This window comes from Streptosporangium sp. NPDC048886 (assembly GCF_055586905.1).
In genome coordinates, this window is record NZ_JBVJHH010000014.1 from 100,648 (window position 1) to 122,098 (window position 21,451).

Below are 21,451 nucleotides of genomic sequence, written 5' to 3' on the forward strand. Positions count from 1 at the left end.
GCGGAGACATCGCAGTTCAGAGCGGTGATCAGCGCGCTGCTCCGCCCGTCGCCGGCGCGGGGCACGGTGTCGAGCTGATCCCATATTGAAGGCGGATTCAACAAACAGACCAAACTTCCCTGGGGTGATGTCCGGCAAAGTCTTGCCCAAGTTATTCTTGGCTGCAACACTCCTGCTTTGGTCTGCCGTGTCCGTAACGGCCGGTCTACCCTAATTACACTTGAAATTTGAAGGAGTAGCGGTCGTGTCCCGTGCCCGGTACACCCGTCGTCTTCCGGCCGCCGCCCTGGTCGCCGGTCTCGCTCTCGCCGTCTCGGCCTGCGGCGGAGGGTCCACGGACAGTGCCGCCGCGCCCGCCGCGAGCGCCTCGTCCGCCCAGCTCGACCCGAACATGGATCTGTCCAAGCAGAGCATCACCATTTCGGTCTGGCCGGGCTACACCCCTGAAGACCTTCCCAAGAGGGTCAAGGACAAACTCAAGACCGATCTCAAGGTCACGCTGCACGACACCAACGAGATCATCATGGGCAAGCTGACCGCCGGCGCCGACACCGGCCTCGACGTGGCCTTCGTCTCCGGCCAGTATGCCCAGGCCCTCAACGAGGCCGGCCTGCTGGAGCCGATCCACCCCGAGCTCATCCCCAACCTGGCCAACCTCTACCCCGAGGCCAAGGAGCTCTCCTACGACAAGGGCAACGTCTTCTCCGTCCCCTACACCTGGGGCACCACCGGCATCTGCTACCGCAGCGACCTGGTGAAGACCGAGCCGACGAGCTGGAACGACATCCTCAACCCGCCGGACGAGGCCAAGAAGAAGGTCACCATGATGACCACCGAGCGCTGGCTGGCCCTGCCCGCCGTCAAGGCGCTCGGCCTGTCGGTCAACACCAAGAGCGACGAGGACCTGGCCAAGGTCAAGGCGAAGCTGCTGGAGGCCAAGCCCAACCTGCTCCGCTACGACGACGTCGACTTCGGCAAGCGCCTCACGAGCGGCGAGGCCGTGATGGCCGAGGCGTGGGACGGCTGGTGCCCGACCAGCGAGAAGAACATCAAGTTCGTGGTGCCGAAGGAGGGCAGCGACCTCTGGGTGGACACGATGGTGGTGCTGAAGGGCTCCAAGAACAAGGAAGCCGCGCACGCGTTCATCAACTTCATCCTGGACCCGGAGATCCACGGCTGGGCCGCGGAGAACATCCTCTACAAGGTCCCGAACAAGGCCGCCATGGACAAGCTGCCCAAGGAGCTCGTGGAGAAGAACGCGCCGCTCCAGATGACCCCGTCGCAGCTGCTGGCCGGTGAGTCGATCATCGACCTGGGCGAGGACTCCACCAAGTTCACCCGTCTGGCCACCGAGGTTCAGGCAGCGAAGTGACAAGCTCTACCGTCTCCGGCGCGACCGCGAAGTCGCGGTCGCGCCGGTCGCGTGTGCTCGGACGGCTGGTCTTCCTCAGTCCCGGCCTGACCTATCTGATCATCCTCATGCTGATCCCGCTGGCGCTGGTGATCAGCTACGCGTTCTTCCGCAGGGGACGTTTCGGCGGCGTCATCTACGAGCTGACCGGGGAGAACTTCACCCGGCTGCTCGACCCGATCTACCTCGACGTCGTGCTCGACTCGCTGAAGCTGGCCACGGCCGCCACGCTGATCGCCCTGCTGGTCGGCTACCCCACGGCCTATGTGATCGCCCAGCTCCCCGCGAAGTGGAAGACGGTCGCGTTGGTCGCGATCGTGCTGCCCTTCTGGACGAACTTCCTGGTCCGCATCTACGCCTGGATCGTTCTTCTCAGCGGCCCCGGGCTGGTCAACACCGCGCTGGGCAAGCTCGGCCTGGGCCCGTTCGAGTTCCTGTACAACCAGGGCACGATCGTCACCGGCCTCATCTACTCCTACCTGCCGCTCATGGTGCTCCCGCTCTACGCGGCGATCGAGAAGCTGGACCCGCAGCTCCGCGAGGCCTCGGCCAACCTCGGCGCCAGGCCGGCCCGCACCTTCGCCTCGGTGACGCTGCCGCTGACCCTGCCGGGCGTGGTCACCGGGTGCATGTTCGTCTTCGTGCCGAGCTTCGGCAACTTCGTCATCCCCGAACTGCTCGGCGGCGGTCGCTCGATCATGGTCGGGAACCTGATCCGGGACCAGTTCCTCAAGGCGCGCGACTGGCCGTTCGGCTCCGCCCTCACGCTCGCCCTCCTCGCCGTCCTGATCGTCCTGCTGCTCCTGCAGGCCTGGAGTTCCCGCCGTGCGTAGACCGCGTCTGCTGTACGTCCCTTTCTGGGTGACCTACATATTCCTGTACGCGCCCATCGTGGTGCTCGTCGTCATGTCGTTCAACGCCGGCAAGTCGCCCTACACCTTCGAGGGCCTGAGCCTGAAGTGGTACGGCAAGCTCGCCGGGAACGAGACCGTCCGCGAGGGCCTGGTCAACACCCTGATCGTGGCCGCCGGGTCCACGGCGCTCGCCACCGTGCTCGGCACCCTGCTGGCGGTGGGCCTGGCCCGTCACACCAGGTCGCGGCTGCTGGACGGGCTCGGCGTGCTGCCGGCCGTACTGCCCGACCTGGTGCTGGCCATCGGCCTGCTGGTGCTCTACGCCATGATCAAGATGACCCTCGGCCTGCACTCGGTGCTGCTGGCCCACACGGTGTTCGGCATGGCCTTCGTGACCGCGGTGGTCCGCACCCGGCTCACCCACGCCGACACCTCCCTGGAGGAGGCGTCCAGGGACCTCGGCGCGACGCCGCTGACGACGTTCGTCCGCGTCACGCTGCCCCAGCTCATGCCCGGCATCGCGGCGGGGGCCCTGCTGGCGTTCACGCTCTCCATCGACGAGTTCGTGATCGCCTTCTTCACCGCGGCGCCGACCACCCCCACCTTGCCCATCGTCATCTACTCAATGGTCCGCTTCGGGGTCACCCCGGAGATCAACGCGCTGGCGACCCTGCTGCTGGCCGTGAGCTTCACCGTGGTGATCGTGGCCCAGCGGATGACCCGACTGACGGAGTCGCTGTCCTAATGCTGCAGATCACAGGTGTCAGCCGCCGGTTCGGCGACGTCACGGCGCTGTCGGAGATCTCCCTGGAGATCCGGCAGGGAGAGTTCTTCGCGCTGCTGGGCCCCAGCGGCTGCGGCAAGACCACGCTCCTGCGGATCCTGGCGGGCTTCGAGTCCCCCGACTCGGGCACCGTCACGCTCGACGGCGCCGACCTGCTCACCCAGGCCGCGCACCGCCGCCCGGTCAACCTCATGTTCCAGTCCTACGCGCTGTTCCCGCACATGAGCGTGGCCAAGAACATCGCCTACGGCCTGGAGCGGGAGAAGCTGCCCAAGGCCGAGATCCGCGAGCGGGTGGAGGAGGTCCTGGAGAAGGTCGGCCTGAGCGCGATGGCCAAGCGCAGACCGCAGCAGCTCTCCGGCGGCCAGCGGCAGCGTGTCGCGCTGGCCCGCGCGATCGTGAAGCGGCCGCGGCTGCTGCTGCTGGACGAGCCGCTGTCCGCGCTGGACAAGAAGGTCCGCGCCGAGATGCAGCTTGAGCTCAAGCGGCTCCAGCACGAGGTCGGCATCACCTTCGTCGTGGTCACCCACGACCAGGAGGAGGCCATGTCGCTGGCCGACCGGATCGCGGTCTTCAGCGCGGGCAAGGTGGAGCAGGTGGACGCGCCGGTGACGCTGTACGAGCGGCCCCGCACGCCGTTCGTCGCCGACTTCGTGGGCGCCAACAACCTCTTCGAGGGCAAGGCGTGCGCGGACGGCCTGTCCAGCGACGCGCTCGGCGTCCTGCCCGGCCTGTCCGACCTGGAGGAGGGCGTGCCGGCGCTGCTCGCCGTACGGCCCGAGCGGCTCAGGCTGGTCAGCTGGACCCCGGCGGACGCCGAGGACGAGACGGCCGAGGACGAGACGGCTGAGGACGAGACGGCCGAGGAAACGGCCGTCGAGGACGGAACCGCCGAGGACGCGACAGCGGAGGGTGAGAGCGTCGAAGACACGGTGGCCGGGGCCGAGAGTGCCGACGACACCGAGGGCGCCGACGACACCGAGGATGCAGAAGGCGACGAGGGCGCCGAGCGCGCCGAAGCCGCCGAAGGCACGGAGGGCGCCCAGGACCCGGCGGGTGACGAGAGCACCGAGGGCGCGGCGGACGCTGAGAGCGCTGAGAGCGCTGAGGACGCGGCGGACGCTGAGGACGCGGCGGACGGTGAGAGCACGGAGGGTGCGGCGGACGCGGCGGGTGACGAGAGCACCGAGGTTGCCGAGGGCACCGAGGGCGCGGCCGGCGCCGAGAGCGCTGAGGACACCGACGCCGCCGACGTTACCGAGGGCGTCGAGGACGCGGCGGACGGTGAGGACGTCAAGGACGCGGCGGACGCCGAAGGCGTTGAGAGCGCCGAGGACGTCAAGGACGCGGACGCCGAAGACTCCGAAGGCGCCGAGGACGCGGCGGACGGTGAGGGCGTTGAGAGCGCCGAGGACGTCAGGGACGCGGACGCCGAAGACTCCGAAGGCGCCGAGGATGCTGGAGGAGCTGAGGGCTCTGGAGACGCGGAGGCGGCCGTGAGCCCGGTGGCGGGGGAGGGCGTGCTGCGGGGGAAGGTCGCGGACGTCAGCTTCTACGGCGGCATCTCACACGTCTCGGTCCAGGTGGACGGTCGCCCGACGCCGGTCCTGGTGGCCACGCAAGGGGCCACCCAGGTCCAGGCGGGCTCCTCGGTCGCCCTCACCTGGGCGGCCGAGGATGGGGTGCTGATCCCTCAATGAGACGTCTTGAGCGGGTTGTTCGTGACGGTCCTGGCGTAGGACAGGATCAGTTCCGTCGCCTCCTGCGGGCCGATCACCGGGTGGCGGGCCGTTATGCGGTAACCGTACGCATCTTCGAGCGCGACGAGGTTGCGCGCGATGACGAGGGAGTCGCCGGACAGCGTGAAGGTCCCCAGGGCGGCCCCGGTCTCCAGGACGCTCTGATACATGGAGACCTGGCGGTCGTAGAGCGTGGTGAGCAGCAGGGCGTACATCCTGTTGCGGGCGGCGGCTCCGCCGAGCTCGTTGAGCAGCCGCACGTCCGGGTCGTCCGGCCCGAGCGGCAGGCCCGAGCGGACGGTGACGATGAGCTTGTCGGCGGGGTCGCGCATGCCGCTGATCCGCTTGAGACGCTGCTCATAGAAACGTTCCATCCCGGCGTGATGGGCGTCCACCAGCAGCTCGCCCAAGTTGGGGTAGTGGTAGAGAACCGCTCCGGAGGTCAGACCGGCCTCCTCGGCGACGTGGTTGAGGTGCACTCCCTCAGTGCCGTGCCGGATGATCGCCCGGTGTGCGGCTGCAATGAGATCCAGGCGACGATCCGCCCGGCTCTTGCGCGTCATAATCCCCCACTCGTTGAAAACCACGCTCTGTGCCGGGGTCCATAGTGACCGCTTTCCGGCGGTTTAGCTAGCTCTAAGAATTGAACCATTCTTCAAAGCCAGAATTTCCTCTCACTTGGAGGCATGATGTCTCTCACGATCCTGTTCATGCCGGAGAGCGCCTACGGGCCGACGAACAACTGCATCGGCATCGGCGACATTCTTCGCAAGCGCGGCCACCGGGTCGTCTTCGCAGCTGAAGCCTCCTGGAAGGGCAAATTGGAGGCTCTCGGATTCGAGGAGGACCTGGTCGATCTCGCGCCGCCGTCGGAAGAGGAGCAGGACCCGGGACAGTTCTGGAAGGACTTCATCCGGGACACCGCGCCGGAATATCGCAAGTCAACCTCGGATCAGCTTGAGACGGTGACCAAGCCGATCTGGGAGGCGCTCGTCGACGGCGTGAAGTACTGCGAGCCTCAGCTGAAGGCGATTATCGAGCGGGTCCAGCCGGATGTGATCGTCGAGGACAACGTCATCACCTTCCCGGCACTGCTCACGGCCGGCAAGCCGTTCGTCCGCATCGTCTCCTGCAACCCGCTGGAGGTGCGCGGCGAGGGCGTCGCGCCGGTCTTCTCCGGCCTGCCGGCCGACGACCGGTCCGAGTGGGAGCCCTTCCGCGCCGAGTACGACCGGACCCACCGCGAGATCTGGACCGCCTTCAACGAGTGGGTCGTCGCCCAGGGCGCCCGGCCGCTGCCGGAGCTGGACTTCATCCACGAGGGCGACCTGAACCTCTACGTCTTCCCGGAGATCGCCGACTACACCGACGCCCGGCCGCTGGGCGAGTCCTGGCACCGCCTGGACTCCTCGGTCCGCGAGACCGACGGCGGCTTCGAGCTGCCCGCGTCGCTGGCCGGGCGGGACGGCGCGCTGGTCTACTTCTCGCTCGGCTCGCTCGGCTCGGCGGACGTCGCGCTGATGCAGCGGGTCATCGACGTGCTGGGCACCACCCCCCACCGCTTCATCGTCTCCAAGGGCCCGCTGCACGAGGAGATCAAGCTCGCCGACAACATGTGGGGCGCCGAGTTCGTCCCGCAGACGAAGATCATCCCCATGGCGGACCTGGTCATCACGCACGGCGGCAACAACACCACCACCGAGGCGCTGCACTTCGGCAAGCCGATGATCCTGCTGCCCCTGTTCTGGGACCAGTACGACAACGCGCAGCGGATCCACGAGCTCGGCTACGGCGTCCGCCTGGGCACCTACACCTTCACCGACGAGGAGCTGACCGGCGCCCTGGACAGGCTGCTCGGCGACGGCGAGCTCCGCGAGCGCCTGGCGGCGGCCGGTGAGGAGATCCGCCGCCGCGACGGCCTGCGCAAGGCCGCCGACCTGATCGAGCAGGCCGGCGCCTGAAAGCTCTGAGCACCACCATTACGAGGGAAGTTCCATGGGCAAGTTGATCAACCCGGCAGACGGCCAGCTCCTCAGGGAGGTGGCCGACACCCCGGTCTCCGAGGTCGCGGCCGCCGTACGGCGAGCGCGTGCGGCGTATGAGGAATGGAGCAGGGCCACCCCGGCCGAGCGGGCCAAGGTGATGCTGCGCTTCGCCGACCTCGTCGAGGCCGACGCCGAGGAGCTGACCCGGCTGGAGGTCGCCGAGACCGGCAAACCGGCGGCGGTGTTCCGCGACGGCGAGCTGCCGTTCGCGGCCGACAACCTCCGCTTCTTCGCCGGGGCGGCCCGCTCGCTGGAGGGCACCGGGGCCGGAGTGCTCAGCTCCGGCTACACCTCGGTGCTGGTCCGCCGCCCGGTCGGGGTCGTCGGGTCGATCGCCCCGTGGAACTTCCCGCTCGTGATGGCCATCTGGAAGATCGGCCCCGCCCTCGCCGCGGGCAACGCGGTGGTCATCAAGCCCGCCCCGCAGACGCCGGGCACCACGCTCCGGCTGGCCGAGCTGTTCGCCGGAGCGGGGGCGCCCGAGGGTCTGCTCCAGGTCGTCCTCGGCGACGCCGAGGTGGGTGAGGCGCTGGTCACCGATCCGGGTGTGGACATGGTGAGCGTGACCGGCTCCACCGAGACCGGCCGCGCCGTCATGCGCGGGGCCGCGGGGTCGCTGAAGCGGGTCCACCTGGAGCTCGGCGGCAAGGCTCCGGCGCTGGTGTTCGGCGACGCGGACCTGGCCGAGATGGCCAGGGGAGTGGCCATGGGCGCCACCTACAACACCGGCCAGGACTGCACGGCCGCGACCCGCGTCTACATCGCCCGGGAGGTGTACGGCGAGGCGGTCGAGGCGCTGCACGAGACTCTGGCGAAGATCAAGGCGGGGGACCCCTGGGACGAGGCGACCGACATCGGTCCGCTGATCTCCGCCGGGCACCGGGCCCGTGTGCACGGGTTCGTCGAGCGCGCCGTCGCCGCGGGCGCCTCGCTCCTGTGCGGTGGCGCCCCCCTGGACGGCCCCGGCTTCTACTATCCGCCCACGCTGATCTCCGGCGCCCGCCAGGACAGCGAGATCGTCCAGGGTGAACTCTTCGGGCCGGTGTTGGTGGCTCTGCCGTTCGACGGTGAGGACGAGGCGGTACGGCTGGCCAACGACACCCCCTACGGCCTGGCCTCCTCGGTCTGGTCCAGCGACGTGGCCCGGGCGCTGCGCGTCTCGCACCGCCTCGACGTGGGCGTGACCTGGGTAAACGACCATCTGCCGATCGCCTCCGAGGCGCCGCACGGTGGGGTCAAGGGCAGCGGATTCGGCAAGGACATGAGCCAGGAGGCGGTCCAGGAGTACTCCGTGACGCGCCATCTGATGATCAAACACCAGGCTCCTGAGGCGAGAGACTCCTTCCGGCCGGCCTGAAATTCTGGGTCATATATCCCTTTTGCGGGGATTTGTCGACACTTACTCCATTCGAAGTGACATAAAGGATGTGCTCAAATTGCTTTCGCCGCATCCGCACCCGGCGAGGGGTTACGTAGGCCAGTGATGACACAAGACCGCCGGAGCCACCGCGCGTCAGGGGTGGGCAGCCGACTACTGCCGTCGAACTGGCGCGTGCGTCCCCGACTGGTCGCGCTGATCCTGCTCCCCACCGCGGCAGCTGTGGCGCTGACCGGACTCCAGCTCACCAGCTCGCTGGCCAGTGCCGGCGAGTATCGCAGGATGAGTGAGATCGCCTCGCTCGTCGAGCAGCTCGGCACGCTCTCCCACGAGATGGCCGAGGAACGCGACCTCACCGCCTGGTACATCGCCGACAGGCACCGTCCCGCCCGGTTCACCAAGGTCAAGCAGCAGCGTGAAGTGGTCGACCAGGTCAGCGCGCAGGTGCAGAAGTCGATCGAGGGCCTCGACAGCGGGGAGGCGGCCCGGGTCGTCACCGAGACCTCCCAGGTGAGCCGCTGGCTGAAGGGCCTGCCCGGTCTGCGCAGGCCCATGGAGCAGGGGGTGCTCCCGCGTGCGGCCCTCAGCATCTACTCGCGGATGATCACCGACTTCATCACCCTCCACGACGACCTCGGCCGTAGCGGCGGTGACGAACGTCTCATCGGTGACGCGCTCGCGCTGGGCGCGCTGAGCCGGGCCAAGGAGCAGGTCGCCAGGCAGCGCGGCATCCTCCTCGTCGGCCTGCAGGAGCGCAAGTTCGACTTCGACGACCCCGCCGAGTTCCTGGGCGCCTACAAGAGCCAGCTCAGCGAACTGTCCGCCTTCCAGGCGACCGCCACCCCGAACGACATCAAGCGCTTCCGGGAAGCGGTCAGCGGCCAGCGGATCGACCGGGCCGACGCCACGCGTGCCCTGGTCATGTCCCGCATGCGAGAGTTCCTCCCCCTGCCCCCCATGGGGATCCGGGGGATCAACAACTGGTATCTCACCTCCTCGGCGACGGTGGACGGCATGCGGACCGTCGAGCGCGGCCTGTCCGCGGCGGTCGTCGCCCGCAGCCAGGAGATGGAGAGCAACGAGCAGCGCAGCGCCATCATCTCCGGTGCCGCGATCGCCGTCCTGCTGATCCTGATCCTGCTGATCACCGCCTGGGTGGCCGGCACGCTCGTCCGGCCGCTGCGCAGGCTGCGCAGCGAGGCGCTCGAAGTGGCCGACACCCGGCTGCCCGAGACCGTCCGCGTGCTGCGGGAGTCCGGGGACCTCGCGCCCAACGTCGAGGTGCCCTCCATCGGGGTGCTCTCCCGCGACGAGATCGGGGAAGTGGCCCGGGCCTTCGACGAGGTCCACCGCGAGGCCATCCGGCTGGCGGGCGACGAGGCCCGGCTGCGGAACAACGTCAACGCGATGTTCGTCAACCTCTCCCGGCGCACCCAGTCGCTCGTGGAACGCCAGATCGACCTCATCGACGACCTGGAGCAGGGCGAGCAGGACGACAACCGGCTGGCCAGCCTCTTCAAGCTGGACCACCTGGCCACCCGCATGCGCCGTAACTCCGAGAACCTCCTGGTCCTCGCGGGCCAGGAGCAGAGCCGCCGCTGGAGCGAGCCGGTCCCGCTGAGCGACGTCGTCCGCGCCTCGCTGTCGGAGGTCGAGAACTACGAGCGGGTGTCCCTCCGGGTGGAGTCCGGCACCTCGATCATCGGCTCGGCCGTCAACGACATCGTCCACCTGATCGCCGAGCTGGTCGAGAACGCCATCTTCTTCTCGCCGCAGGACACCAAGATCACGGTGAGCAGCAACGGCAACGAGACGGGCGCCATCATCCTGGCGGTCACCGACGCGGGCATCGGCATGAGCGACGAGGAGCTGGCCGAGGCCAACCGCCGGCTGGCCGAGCCCCCGGCCGTGGACCTGTCGGTCTCCCGCCGGATGGGCCTGTTCGTGGTCGGCCGCCTGGCCATGCGCCACGGCATCCGGGTCCAGCTCCGCCGCCCGGAGGTCGGCGGCCTCAGCGCCGTCGTCCTGCTCCCCGTGCAGGTGGTGGCCCAGTCCGGGATGCCGGAGCTGGCCATGACCGGTCAGAACATGTCCCTGTCGTCGTTCGGCAGCATCTCCAACTCCGACCCGTTCGCGGCCGGGCCGAACCCCGACCCGTTCGGCACCGCCCCGGCACGCGGGCCGGCCGACCGGACGCCCGCGGCCCCGGCGGCCGCCGCCCCGCCGTCCCCAGCTCCGGCGGCCGACATCTGGTCGGCGCCGGTGATGTCGGCCTCCGCGGTGGAGGACCTGTGGTCGTCGCCCTTCACGTCGGTCTCGCCGCCGCCCCCGGCCGCGCCGCCGGCCCGGGCGCCGCAGCCGCCGGCCTCGGCCTCGCAGCCGTCGTTCCCGCCGTCCTGGCCGGAGATGCCGCCGGTCGACCCGTGGACGCCGCCGCAGCAGGAGGTGGCCGACAACACCCAGAACCTTCCTGCGGTCGAGGTGTCGGCGACGGAGTCGGAGGAGTTCCTGCCGATCTTCGCGGCGGTGGGGTCGGACTGGTTCCGCAGCAGTTCCTCCGCCGAGCTCGAACCCGAGCCCGAGCCCGAGCCCGGGTCCGAGGCCGAGCGGCCCATGGCCAGGCCCCGGCCGCTGGAGCAGCCGGTCCAGGAGGCCGCCCAGCCGCTGCCGGTCCGCCAGCCCAGGCAGAGCCTGCAGTCCGGTGAGAGGCAGCCGTGGAGCACCCCCTCCGACCAGGGCTGGGCCGCGGCCGAGGTGGCCAAGAAGCCCGTGGAGGGCGGCACGACCGGCGCCGGTCTGCCCAAGCGGGTGCCCAAGGCGAACCTCGTCCCCGGATCCGCCTCCGCGGCGCCGGCGACGCCGCCACCGCCGATGCCCCCGATCTCGGCGGAACGAGTGCGCAGTCGTCTGTCCAGTTTCCAGCAAGGCGTACGGCAGGGCCGCGCTGAGATGAACGAGCGGTCCAACGCCGTCGAGGGAGAGAAGCAGTGAACCACCAACTCAGTCAGGCCGCACGTGGCTTCAATTGGCTGATCACCGAGTTCGTCAAAGAGATGCCGGGAGTCGCCCACGCGGTGATCGTCTCCGCGGACGGTCTTCCACTGGCCTACTCCCAGGGCTTTCCGAAGGACCGCGCCGACCAGCTCGCCGCGATCACGGCCGGTCTGATCAGCCTGACCCAGGGGGCCTCCCGGGTGTTCGAGGGCGGCCCCGTCGCCCAGACCGTGATCGAGATGCAGCGGGGCCTCCTGCTGACCATGTCGATCAGCGATGGTTCCGCGCTCGCCGTACTGGCCTCGCCGGACTGTGATATGGGCCTGGTGGCCTACCAGATGACACTGCTGGCAGAGCGGGCCGGCCAGGCGCTCACGCCCGCGCTCCGGGCCGAGCTGCAGTCGGCTCAGCGATAGGGAGGTGATATGGACGCACCAGGTTGGCGTGGTCCGGGGGAGGAAATCCCGAACACGTCTCAGGCCAAGAGCGGGCGAGATCGTCTGATCCGCCCGTACGCTGTGACCGGGGGAAGGACCGCCCCTCGGATGCAGCTCGCACTCGAGGCGCTGGTCTCCTCGGCAACGTTCGTGAGCGTGGATACGGGCACGCTCTCCACGGAGTATCAGGCGATCATCTCGCTGTCCCAGCAGGTGCGCTCGGTGGCGGAGCTCTCAGCTCTGCTGCGGATGCCGCTGGGCGTGACCCGGGTCCTGATCGCGGACATGGCGGCCGAGGGCCTGGTGCAGATCCACCAGCCGTCACTGGATGCCGGAAAGCCGGATCTCAACTTGCTTGAAAGGGTGCTCAGTGGGCTTCGCAGGCTCTGACGCCGGAATGACGTCGACGAAGATCGTTGTCGCCGGAGGATTCGGTGTCGGCAAGACGACCTTCGTCGGCGCGGTCTCCGAGATCATGCCGTTGACCACGGAAGCGGTCATGACGGAGGCCAGTGCGGAGGTCGACGACCTCTCGCACATCCCGACCAAGCGGACCACCACGGTGGCCATGGACTTCGGTCGGGTCTCGCTGGACCGGGATCTGATCCTGTACCTGTTCGGTACGCCGGGTCAGCACCGGTTCTGGTTCATGTGGGACGACCTCGTGAAGGGCGCGATCGGCGCGATCGTGCTGGTCGACACCCGGCGGCTGGCCGACAGCTTCCCGGCGATCGACTACTTCGAGGAGGCCGGGCTGCCCTTCGTGGTGGCGCTCAACGGCTTCGGCGGCTCGCACATCCACGGTGAGGAGGAGGTGCGGGAGGCTCTGACGATCTCCCCGCACATCCCCGTCGTCCGGACCGACGCCCGGTCCCGCGACGCCGTGAAGTCGACCTTGATCACCTTGGTCGAGCACGTCCTCACGCTCCGGGTCTGAGACCGTGGCGTGGGGCCCGCCACCAGGCGGCCCCCACGCCACGCCCGTACGCCACGCCGCCACGCCGCGTCTCCGGGCGCGTCCACCGGCCCGAGGGCGGGTCAGCCCCGGGCCAGATGCCAGGCGAGCACACGCCGCTCCACCCGGAGGAAGGCCGCGTTGAGGCCGTAGCCCAGCAGGCCGATCAGGGTGATGGCCGACCACATCGACGGGATGTCCAGCTCGCTCTGGGCGACCAGCATCCGGTAGCCGATGCCCTCGGTGCTGCCGACCAGCTCGGAGACGATCATCATGATCAGGGCGAGCGAGACGCTGAGCCGCAGGCCCGCGAATATCTTCGGGGCGGCGGCCGGGAGGATCACCAGCAGCAGCCGCCGGCCCCGGTCCAGCCCGAAGACCTGGGCGGCCTCCAGATACCCGCGGTCCACGTGGCGGGCGCCGTCCGCCGAGTTGATCAGCACCGGCCACATGACGCCGAACACGATCGCGGCCACCTGCATCGGGGCCCCCACGCCGAACAGCAGCAGGAAGATCGGCAGCAGCGTGGGCGGGGGGACGGACCGGCCGAGCTGGATCAGCGGGCCGGCGTACTCCGACAGGCGCACCGAGCGGCCGACCGCCACCCCGGCGACGACTCCGGCCAGGCACGCGGCGCCCCAGCCGAGCGCCAGCCGGCCCAGGCTGGGCAGCACGTTGCCGAGCGCGTCGTCGGTCAGGAAGAGCCTGGTGGCTGGCCCGGACAGCCACATCTCGTGCAGCCGGGCCACGATCACCGAGGGCGGCGGGAAGTAGACCGCCCGGGCCCACCGGGTCAGCAGCTCCCAGGCCACGAGCGCGACGGGCACGATCCACGACCGGATCAGCGGGCCCCTCACCAGACCTCCCCGGCCCCGGCGCGACGCCAGCCGAACAGCCGGTGCTCGGCGGCGACCAGCAGCGCGTTGAGGGCCAGGCCGATGACCCCGGTCCAGACGACGGCGGCGAGCATCACGTCCCGCCGGTTCCCGGCCGCCGCGTCGCTGAGGAAGGTGCCGATCCCGGTGCCTCCCGCGACGAGCTCCACGCTCACCGCCACGATCAGGGCGACCGAGGCCGCGATCCGCACGCCCGTGACGACGAACGGGGCCGCGCTGGGCAGCGAGACCCGGAGCACGACGGCCAGTGGGCCGAAGCCGAAGCTCCGCAGGGTGTCCTTGGCCAGCGGGTCCACCTCCCGCAGGCCGTACAGCGTGTTGATCAGCAGCGGCCAGGAGGTGGTGAACACGATGAGCGCGACCTTGGCCTGCGCGCCGTCGGCGAACAGGAACAGGGCGAGCGGGATCAGCGCCACCGAGGGGATCGGGCGGAGGAACTCGATCAGCGGGCGCAGCGCGCCCTCGAGCGCGGGGACCGTCCCCAGCAGCAGCCCGGCCGGTACGGCCGCCGCCACCGCGAGCAGCAGCCCCCCGCCGCAGGCCAGGAGGGTGTGGCCCGCGGCGGCCAGGAAGTCCGGGTCGGCCGCGAGCCCGGCCACCCTGGCCGTCACGGTGGAGGCGAGCGGCAGCAGCAGCGGGTCGATCAGCCCGGTGCGGCCGAGCGTCTCCAGCACGGCGAGAAAGGCGGCGACGCCGGTGACGCCGCGGCGGGCCGTCCGCAGGTTCAACGGTCACGCCCCTCGGGGCGCGGGCACGTCGTCATCCGGGTGCGGCCGTCACCCCGCCACGAGGGCGGTGGCGTCGATCTTGGTCTTGGTCAGCCCGAACTCGGACATGAGGTCGGCCACCCGCTGGACCCGCGCGGCGTCGAGCGAGGTGCTGAAGGTGCCCAGGGTCATCTCCGCCGCGACGTCGGCCGGGATCCGGGTATAGGCCGGGATCACCCTGTCCAGTTCGGCCCGGTCGGAGGCGGCCAGCTTCTGGGCCCTGCCCAGGGCGCGCTGGAAGGCGGCGGCGGTCTTCGGGTGCTTGGCCGTCCAGTCGGCGCTCGCCGCCCAGCCGTCCAGGGGGAGCCCCTCGGTCGGGCCGGTGAGGGTGTCGACCAGGACGCGGGCCGACAGGTCCTTCTTGGCCGCCGAGATGTAGGGCTCGGTCATCCAGGCCGCGTCCACCCGGCCCGCCCGCAGCGCCGCGAGCTGCTCGGCGAAGGGCACCGGCACGAAGCTGACGTCCGCGGGGGCGAGCCCGGCGGCCTTCAGATGGGCGCTGGTGGTCACCTCGCCGAGCGCCTTCACCACGTTCACGGCGATCTTCTTGCCCTTGAGGTCACCGGTCTCCTTCAGCGGCGAGTCGCCGGTGACCAGCACGCCGTTGACGCCCGGCGCCCCCTGCTGGGACTCCACCAGCATCTTGAGCCTGGCCACCCCGGAGTCCTGGATGGCGATCAGGGAGACGTAGCTGGTCAGGAAGGTGTCGATGGAGCCGTTGAGGATCTTCGGCATGACAGCCTGGGGCGCCTGGATGGTCTCCGTCCTGACCTTCAGGCCCTCCTGCTCGAAGAAGCCCTTCTCCATCGCGATGAACAGCGGCGCGGCCGAGGGGACGGGCACCACTCCGACGGTGATCTCCGTCTTCTCCGGCCCGTCGCCGGTCGCGGGCCGGGCGGCGCCGGTGTCCGCGCCGCCGCACGCGCTGAGCGCCAGCGCGGCCACCAGGGCGGCCAGGAAAGCGTGGCTGATTCTCATGAACTCCCCTTTTGAGCGGATTGATGAATTTCATGAGTGGAATCGGAACGGGCCTGCGCGCCTAATGGTCCCCCGTCTCCGCGATCTTTGAAGCGACAGCGACTCTAGCGGAGGGAATTCGGCTCGGCCATGCCGTTCCCGCCATGGTTCATCCAGATGAACGCCGACCGGAATTAACTATCAAGGCATGGCATAAGTCCATGAGTTATGATCTTGTGTGGAGATCGGTCCGGTGAAATCGTGGCCGGGGATGAGGGGCGGATGCGCGTATTGGTCATCGGAGGCGGGATCGGCGGCCTCACCGCCGCGCTCAGCCTCCACGCCGCGGGAATCGAATGCGTGGTCGCGGAGTCGGCCGCGGAATTGCGCCCACTGGGCGTGGGCATCAATATCCAGCCCCATGCCGTCAGGGAGCTCACCGAACTCGGACTGGGTGAGGAACTGGCGGCGATCGGCGTCCCGACCAGTTTTCAGACCTACACCGACCGCTTCGGCGGCACGATTCTGTCGCTGCCCAGGGGGAGGGCCGCCGGCTACCGCTGGCCGCAGTACTCCGTCCACCGGGGCGTGCTACAGATGTCGCTGCTCGACGCGGTGCGCCGCAGGCTCGGCGCCGGGGCGGTCCGGACCGGCCTGACCTTCCAGGACGTCACCGAGGGGCCGGACGGGATCACCGCGTCGCTGCTGGAGACGGGCACCGGACGGCGCGTCGAGGTGGCCGCCGACGTGCTGGTGGGCGCCGACGGTGTCCACTCGGCCGTGCGGGCCCGGCTCCACCCGCACGACGGGCCGCTGCTGTGGGGCGGCGTCCGGATGTGGCGGGGGATCACCGAGGGGCGGCCGTTCCTGGACGGCGCCACGGTGGCCGTCGCCGGGTCCAACCTGTCGTGCAAGTTCGTGGCCTACCCCGTCTCGCCAGACCGGACCCAGGTCAACTGGGTGGCGGAGGTGAAGGTGGCCGAGGGCGGGCCGGTCCCGGTCGCCGACTGGTCGCGGGAGGGCCGGCTGCAGGACGTGCTGCCGCACTTCGCGGACTGGCGGTTCCCCTGGCTGGACGTGCCGGAACTGCTCACCGGGGCCGGGCGGATCCTGGAGTACCCCATGGTGGACAAGGACCCGCTCCGGTCGTGGGGCCGGGGCCGGACGACCCTGCTCGGTGACGCGGCCCACCCCATGTATCCGGTCGGGTCCAACGGCGGCTCGCAGGCCGTGCTCGACGCCCGGGTGCTGGCCCGCTCCCTCGCCCGGTCCGGCCCGGTCGAGGGCCTGGCCGCCTACGAGGAGGAGAGGAGGGCGGCCACCACCCCGCTCGTCCTGGCCAACCGGGAGATGCCGATGGAGCGGACCCTCGCGATGGTGGCCGAGCGGGCGCCGCTGGGCTTCGGCGACATCTCGGAGGTGCTCACCCCCCAGGAGCTGGCCGAGATGGCCGCCGACCAGGGCCGGATCACCGACATGGACGTCAGGTTCCTCAACGAGCGGCCCTCCTGGAACGCCGACGGCCGGTGACGCGGATCCCCACGTCACCGGCCGTCGCGCCGCTCAGACCGGCCGGGCCTCGACGATCCCGGCCCCGCCCGGCAGCTCGACCTGGCGGCTGAAGCGGAAGCCGGCCCTGCTCAGCAGCTCGCCGTACTCGGACGTGCTGCGCTCCAGGCCCTCGCCGAACAGGGCGAGCATCCGCATGTCCACGTCCTTGCTGATGTGGGCGCGGTCGTCGTCCGGCACCACGAACTCCACCAGGAGCAGCCGGCCGTCGTCGGCGATGACGTCGCGGATGTTGCGCAGGATCCGCACGGCGTCCTCGTCGGACCAGTTGTGGATCACGCTGCCCAGCATGTAGGCGTCCGCCCCGGCGGGCACCGAGGAGAAAAAGTCACCGCTGAGGTATTTGCACCGATCTTCAAGACCGGCCTCGGCGAAGAACTCCCGTGCGCCCGGGATCACCTGTTCCAGATCGAACAATATGCCCTGGATGTCTGAATTGGCCTTCAGGATGGCGGCCAGGATGTGCCCCTTGCCTCCGGCCACGTCCACCAGGGTGCGCACGCCGGAGAAGTCGTAGCGGGCGGCCACGGCCTCGGCGAACGGCTGGGCCCTGGCCACCATGTAGTCGTCGAACAGGCGCCCGGCCTCCGGGTTGTCCTTGAGGTATCCGTAGAGGGGGCCGTGCCGCTCGATGAAGGCCGACCTGCCGGTGCGCACCGTCCGGGCGACCGTGCCCATGCCGTACCAGAAGCCCTCCTGGGCGATCATCCGTACGGCGGGGCGCAGTGTGTCGGGCGCGTCCTCGCGGAGCGTGGCGCCCGCCTCGGTCAGCTCGTAGACCCCGGGCGTCGTCGTCGCCACGATGCCCATGGAGGCGAGCTGGCGGAGCACCCGGCCGAGCCCGGACGGGTCCGCCCCGCACCGGGCCGCGAGCTCCTTGACGCTCAGCGGCCCGTCCTTCAGATGATCGGCGCAGCCCAGCTCGGCCATCGTGGCCAGGGCCGCGAAGCGGGAGACCCCGCCGATCGCATCCCAGACCGGTGCCTGTGGGTCGCTCATTGACACTCCTGTTTCTTCGTCGGGAGTTCTCTGTCGGGAGGTGGAGTTCTCATTGGGAGGCGGAGGCCGGCTCCTGGGAGGCGGGCGCCTTCGCCCCGGGGGCCGGGGCCGTGTCTTCGGAGGCGGGGGCCGCCTCGTCGTCAGAGGCCGCCTCGTCGTCGGGGGCCGTGTCTTCGGAGGTGGAGGTCGTCTCGTCTTCGGGGGCCGCCTCGTCTTCGGAGGCGGGGGCCGGCCCGCTCCGTATGCCGCGGACCAGGCGGCCGACCTCGGCGCGCAGGTGCACGAAGTCGGGGTGCTCCCGCGTGGTGATCTGGTCGCGCGGGCCGGGCAGGTCCACGCGCAGGTCGCCGACGATCCCGGCCGGGGACTTCGACAGCACCACGACACGGTCGCCGACGTAGACGCTCTCGTCGATGTCGTGGGTGATGAGCACGATGGTCATGTTGTGGTGGCTGCGGACCTGCAGGGTCAGGTCCTCCAGCTCCTCGCGGGTCTGGGCGTCGACCGAGCCGAAGGGCTCGTCCATCAGCAGCAGGGTGGGGCGGTAGGCCAGGGCCCGGGCGATGGAGACCCGCTGCTGCATGCCCCCGGACAGCTGCCACGGGTATTTGGCCGCGGCGCCCTCCAGTCCGACCTGCTCCAGCGCCTCCAGCGCGGCCGCCCTGCGCTGCTTCTTGTCCATCCCCTTGCGCCGCAGGGGGAGGGAGACGTTGTCGGCCACCGACATCCAGGGGAACAGGGAGCGGCTGTAGTCCTGGAAGACCACGGCCAGGTTGTCCGGAGTCCGCTCGACGGGGGAGCCGTTGAGCACGACCTGCCCGCCGGTGGGCCGCAGCAGCCCGGCGATGGAGCGCAGCAGCGTGGACTTGCCGCACCCCGAGGGGCCGACGATGCACACCAGCTCGCCCTCGGCGACCGTCAGGTCGATGCCGCCCAGCGCGGTATGGGCGCCCGGCCCGCTGCCGTAGGTGTGGGACAGGTTGGAGATCTCAAGCACAGCAGGTCCTCAGGTCGTCTGCTTGGCGGCCCGGTGCCAGGACAGGACGCGTCGTTCGGCCGCGAGGAACGCCGAGTTGAGCACGTATCCCAAGACACCGAGTACCACGATGGTCCCCCACACGCCGGGGAGATCGTAAGACCTCTGGGCGTCCAGGAGCTGGAAGCCGATCCCGTCGGTGCTGCCCACCAGCTCGGAGATGACCATCAGGATCAACGCCAGGGACAGGCTGACCCGCAGGCCGGCGAAGATCTTCGGCATCGCGGAGGGGAGGATGATCTGGAAAAGCCGCTGCCCGCGCGACAGCCCGAAGACCCTGGCGGTGTCCAGGTGCTGGCGGTCGACGTGCCGGGCGCCCTCACCGGCGTTGATCAGCACCGGCCAGATGATGCCGAACACGATCACGTTGATCTGCATCTGCGGGCCGATGGCGAACAGGGCCATGAAGAACGGCAGCAGCATGGGCGGGGGGATGGCCCGGGCGAACTGCACAAGCGGGTCCACGAACCGGAAGAGCACCGGCAGGCGGCCCATCGCGAGCCCGAGGGCGGTCCCGACGACTCCGGCCAGCAGCCACCCGGCCAGCAGCCGGCCGATGCTCGCGGGGATGTTCTCCAGTGCCGCGTCGGTGAGCCAGAGCCGCTCGGCCGGGCCGGACAGCCACATCCGGTACATGCTGGCGGCGATCTCCGTCGGCGGCGGGAAGGAGAGGTTCTCCGCGGCGCGGGTGGCGAGCTCCCACGCCACCACGACCACCGGGACCGCCCACAGGCGGCCGACGGCGCGCAGGACGCGTCCCATCAGACGACCTCCGTCCGGGCGCTGTGCCAGCGGAAGATCCGCCGCTCCGCCAGCACGAACAGGCTGTTGGAGACCAGGCCGATGACCCCGGCCCAGATAGAGGTGGCGACGATGTACTGCATCGCGTCGGAGCTGCCGCCCGCCTCGATGAGGAAGACGCCGATGCCGTCGGAGCCGCCGGCGAGCAGTTCGGTGCTGATCGCCACGATGAGCGCGATCGCCGAGGCCAGCCGTACGCCGGTGGCGACGAACGGCGCGGTGCTCGGCAGCGACACCCGCCACAGCACGGCCAGCGGGCCGAACCCGAAGCTGCGCAGCGTCTCCTTGGCGACCGGGTCGACGTCCTTGAGGCCGTACAGCGTGTTCATCAGGACCGGCCAGGTCGCCGCGTAGACGATCAACACGATCTTCATGTCGAACTTGTCGGAGAACAGCGCGAGCGCCAGCGGGATCAGCGCCAGCGACGGGATCGGGCGCAGGAACTCCAGGACGGGGCGGAGGGCGGTCTCCACCCGCGGCAGGGTGCCGAGCAGGAACCCGGCGGGCACCGCGACCACGACGGTGAGCAGCAGCCCCAGAGCCCAGGCGCCGAGGGTCGAGACGACATCGAGGAGGAAGTCCCCGTCGGTCACGAGCGTGGCCGCGCGGCCGAGCACCGTCGAGGCCAGCGGGAACACGATCGGGCTGATCAGCCCGGTCCGGCCGATTGCCTCCAGGACGCAGAACAGCCCCGCGGCGCCGAGGGCGCCGCAGAGCGGTTTGCTGTCGAGCAGGCGTCGTCCGATCACCCGGAGTTTCCGAGAAGGAGGGACTTGGCCTCGATCTTGCTCTTCAACAGGCCCTGCTCGAGCATCAGATCGGCCACCCGCTGCAGACGGGTCTCGTCGAGGCTGGTGGGGAAGGTGCCGAGGGTGATGACGGCGGCGGTGGCCGCGTCAATCTTGGTGTAGGTCGGCAGGATCTCCTCCACGGCCTTGCGGTCGGAGGCGGAGATCTTCTGGGCCTTGGCGACCGCGCGCTGGAAGGCGGCGACGGTCTTGGGGTTCTTGGCCGCGAAGTCCTCGGTGACGATCACGCCGGCGATGGGGAAGTCGGCGGTCGAGTCGACCATGGTGTCGGCGAGCTTCTGGGCGCCGATGTTCTTCTGGACCGCGGTCAGGTGCGGCTCGGTCATCCAGGCCGCGTCGACCACGCCCTGCTCCAGCTTGCCCGCCATGTCGGGGAAGGGGAACTCCAGGAACTCGACGTCCTTTTCGGTGAGCCCGTGCGTCTTGAGCACGGAGGTCACCGACAGGGTGCCGATGTTCCTGAGGCTGTTGACCGCGATCTTCTTGCCCTTCAGATCGGCCGGGGTCTTGATCGAGGAGTCCTTGGCCACCATGAGGTTGAAGGAGTTGGGGGTCGCCTGATAAAGGTCAGAAATGATCTTCGGCTTGTTGCCGGCCGCCGTGGCCAGGAAGGTCGAGACGTAGTTAGTCTGCGTGGCGTCGAGGGAGCCGCCGAACAGGCTCTGCTGCGCCTGGGCCCCACCCTGGACCACCTGGATGTCGACGGTCAGGCCTTCTTCCTTGAAGAAGCCCCTCTTGTCGGCGATGTAGAGCGCCGCCGAGTCGGGGATGGGCAGCGCGCCGATCGAGATCTTGGACTTCTCCAGCCCGCTCGCGTTGGCGGTGTCGGGCTTGTCGTCCGAACCACCACAGGCGCTCAGTGCCAGCACGGCAGCGAGCCCTGCGATGGCCGCCCGGCCCGCAAGTCTGAACCTCATGGGGTCTCCTTAGCTGCGTTTCACCGCCCCGCCGGAACTCGCTGAAGTAGCGGGCGACATGGAGACAGTCCCGGGAGGCACGTGATCAAGGGGGGTATGCCGA

The 21,451-nt window shown here is 69.7% G+C and carries 20 protein-coding genes; 11 read left to right on the top strand and 9 right to left on the bottom strand.

The window, feature by feature from the left end; all coding sequences use genetic code 11:
- Positions 1 to 244 precede the first annotated feature (244 nt).
- From ACZ6R6_RS19210 to ACZ6R6_RS19225, 4 genes are read left to right on the top strand one after another with little or no spacing between them, the layout of a single operon-like run.
- Positions 245 to 1,372 carry a polyamine ABC transporter substrate-binding protein gene (locus tag ACZ6R6_RS19210; RefSeq protein WP_470095038.1) on the top strand — a complete coding sequence of 376 codons (1,128 nt, stop codon included), beginning with the start codon at positions 245 to 247 and terminating at the stop codon, positions 1,370 to 1,372.
- On the top strand, positions 1,369 to 2,244 hold the full coding sequence (locus tag ACZ6R6_RS19215; protein ID WP_470095040.1) for an ABC transporter permease: 876 nt from the start codon (positions 1,369 to 1,371) through the stop codon (positions 2,242 to 2,244). The genes ACZ6R6_RS19210 and ACZ6R6_RS19215 overlap by 4 nt, the downstream gene beginning before the upstream one ends.
- Positions 2,237 to 3,010, top strand: a complete 774-nt coding sequence (locus ACZ6R6_RS19220) for an ABC transporter permease (protein ID WP_306856571.1) — start codon at positions 2,237 to 2,239, stop codon at positions 3,008 to 3,010. Before ACZ6R6_RS19215 ends, ACZ6R6_RS19220 begins: the two co-directional genes overlap by 8 nt.
- Positions 3,010 to 4,749 (top strand): polyamine ABC transporter ATP-binding protein, encoded by a 1,740-nt coding sequence (locus ACZ6R6_RS19225; RefSeq protein ID WP_470095042.1) that lies wholly within the window; start codon positions 3,010 to 3,012, stop codon positions 4,747 to 4,749. The genes ACZ6R6_RS19220 and ACZ6R6_RS19225 overlap by 1 nt, the downstream gene beginning before the upstream one ends.
- Here the strand turns inward: ACZ6R6_RS19225 and ACZ6R6_RS19230 are convergent.
- Positions 4,743 to 5,351: a TetR/AcrR family transcriptional regulator gene (locus ACZ6R6_RS19230; protein ID WP_470095044.1), complete on the bottom strand. Its 609-nt coding sequence runs from the start codon at positions 5,349 to 5,351 to the stop codon at positions 4,743 to 4,745. The two genes, ACZ6R6_RS19225 and ACZ6R6_RS19230, sit on opposite strands and share 7 nt — an antisense overlap.
- A gap of 123 nt (positions 5,352 to 5,474) precedes the next feature.
- Here ACZ6R6_RS19230 and ACZ6R6_RS19235 point away from each other — a divergent pair, with 123 nt between their 5' ends.
- The 6 genes from ACZ6R6_RS19235 (at position 5,475) to ACZ6R6_RS19260 (ending at position 12,579) form a co-directional block, all read left to right on the top strand.
- Positions 5,475 to 6,749, top strand: coding sequence for a glycosyltransferase (locus ACZ6R6_RS19235; RefSeq protein ID WP_470095046.1), 1,275 nt, complete (start codon positions 5,475 to 5,477; stop codon positions 6,747 to 6,749).
- Between the two features lie 34 nt (positions 6,750 to 6,783).
- Positions 6,784 to 8,190, top strand: a complete 1,407-nt coding sequence (locus ACZ6R6_RS19240; protein WP_470095048.1) for an aminobutyraldehyde dehydrogenase — start codon at positions 6,784 to 6,786, stop codon at positions 8,188 to 8,190.
- Between the two features lie 195 nt (positions 8,191 to 8,385).
- Entirely contained in the window at positions 8,386 to 11,202 is a 2,817-nt protein-coding gene (locus tag ACZ6R6_RS19245; RefSeq protein WP_470095050.1) for a sensor histidine kinase, read from the top strand.
- Complete coding sequence (locus ACZ6R6_RS19250) at positions 11,199 to 11,621, top strand: roadblock/LC7 domain-containing protein (RefSeq protein WP_012888544.1); 423 nt, start codon at positions 11,199 to 11,201, stop codon at positions 11,619 to 11,621. The genes ACZ6R6_RS19245 and ACZ6R6_RS19250 overlap by 4 nt, the downstream gene beginning before the upstream one ends.
- Positions 11,622 to 11,750: 129 nt before the next feature.
- Positions 11,751 to 12,032 carry a DUF742 domain-containing protein gene (locus tag ACZ6R6_RS19255; RefSeq protein WP_031158898.1) on the top strand — a complete coding sequence of 94 codons (282 nt, stop codon included), beginning with the start codon at positions 11,751 to 11,753 and terminating at the stop codon, positions 12,030 to 12,032.
- A gap of 7 nt (positions 12,033 to 12,039) precedes the next feature.
- Complete coding sequence (locus ACZ6R6_RS19260; RefSeq protein ID WP_012888545.1) at positions 12,040 to 12,579, top strand: GTP-binding protein; 540 nt, start codon at positions 12,040 to 12,042, stop codon at positions 12,577 to 12,579.
- Positions 12,580 to 12,680: 101 nt separating this feature from the next.
- On the opposite strand, the gene ACZ6R6_RS19265 is transcribed toward ACZ6R6_RS19260, so the two are convergent.
- The 3 genes from ACZ6R6_RS19265 to ACZ6R6_RS19275 are packed head-to-tail and all read right to left on the bottom strand — an operon-like array spanning position 12,681 to position 15,238.
- Positions 12,681 to 13,454, bottom strand: a complete 774-nt coding sequence (locus ACZ6R6_RS19265; RefSeq protein ID WP_470095051.1) for an ABC transporter permease — start codon at positions 13,452 to 13,454, stop codon at positions 12,681 to 12,683.
- Positions 13,451 to 14,221 (bottom strand): ABC transporter permease, encoded by a 771-nt coding sequence (locus tag ACZ6R6_RS19270; RefSeq protein WP_470095053.1) that lies wholly within the window; start codon positions 14,219 to 14,221, stop codon positions 13,451 to 13,453. The genes ACZ6R6_RS19265 and ACZ6R6_RS19270 overlap by 4 nt, the downstream gene beginning before the upstream one ends.
- Before the next feature lie 48 nt (positions 14,222 to 14,269).
- Complete coding sequence (locus ACZ6R6_RS19275) at positions 14,270 to 15,238, bottom strand: ABC transporter substrate-binding protein (RefSeq protein ID WP_470095055.1); 969 nt, start codon at positions 15,236 to 15,238, stop codon at positions 14,270 to 14,272.
- 261 nt (positions 15,239 to 15,499) lie between these two features.
- Between ACZ6R6_RS19275 and ACZ6R6_RS19280 the strand changes: the two genes are divergently transcribed.
- A complete protein-coding gene (locus tag ACZ6R6_RS19280) occupies positions 15,500 to 16,747 on the top strand; it encodes a flavin-dependent oxidoreductase (protein ID WP_470095057.1) in 1,248 nt (415 codons plus the stop codon).
- 33 nt (positions 16,748 to 16,780) lie between these two features.
- Here the strand turns inward: ACZ6R6_RS19280 and ACZ6R6_RS19285 are convergent, their stop codons facing one another.
- The 5 genes from ACZ6R6_RS19285 to ACZ6R6_RS19305 are packed head-to-tail and all read right to left on the bottom strand — an operon-like array spanning position 16,781 to position 21,348.
- Entirely contained in the window at positions 16,781 to 17,785 is a 1,005-nt protein-coding gene (locus tag ACZ6R6_RS19285) for a methyltransferase (protein ID WP_470095059.1), read from the bottom strand.
- 49 nt (positions 17,786 to 17,834) lie between these two features.
- Complete coding sequence (locus ACZ6R6_RS19290) at positions 17,835 to 18,782, bottom strand: ABC transporter ATP-binding protein (protein ID WP_470095061.1); 948 nt, start codon at positions 18,780 to 18,782, stop codon at positions 17,835 to 17,837.
- 9 nt (positions 18,783 to 18,791) lie between these two features.
- Positions 18,792 to 19,583 carry an ABC transporter permease gene (locus ACZ6R6_RS19295; RefSeq protein WP_470095063.1) on the bottom strand — a complete coding sequence of 264 codons (792 nt, stop codon included), beginning with the start codon at positions 19,581 to 19,583 and terminating at the stop codon, positions 18,792 to 18,794.
- Positions 19,583 to 20,371: an ABC transporter permease gene (locus tag ACZ6R6_RS19300; protein ID WP_470095065.1), complete on the bottom strand. Its 789-nt coding sequence runs from the start codon at positions 20,369 to 20,371 to the stop codon at positions 19,583 to 19,585. Before ACZ6R6_RS19300 ends, ACZ6R6_RS19295 begins: the two co-directional genes overlap by 1 nt.
- Entirely contained in the window at positions 20,368 to 21,348 is a 981-nt protein-coding gene (locus tag ACZ6R6_RS19305) for an ABC transporter substrate-binding protein (RefSeq protein ID WP_470095067.1), read from the bottom strand. Before ACZ6R6_RS19305 ends, ACZ6R6_RS19300 begins: the two co-directional genes overlap by 4 nt.
- Positions 21,349 to 21,451 lie beyond the last annotated feature (103 nt).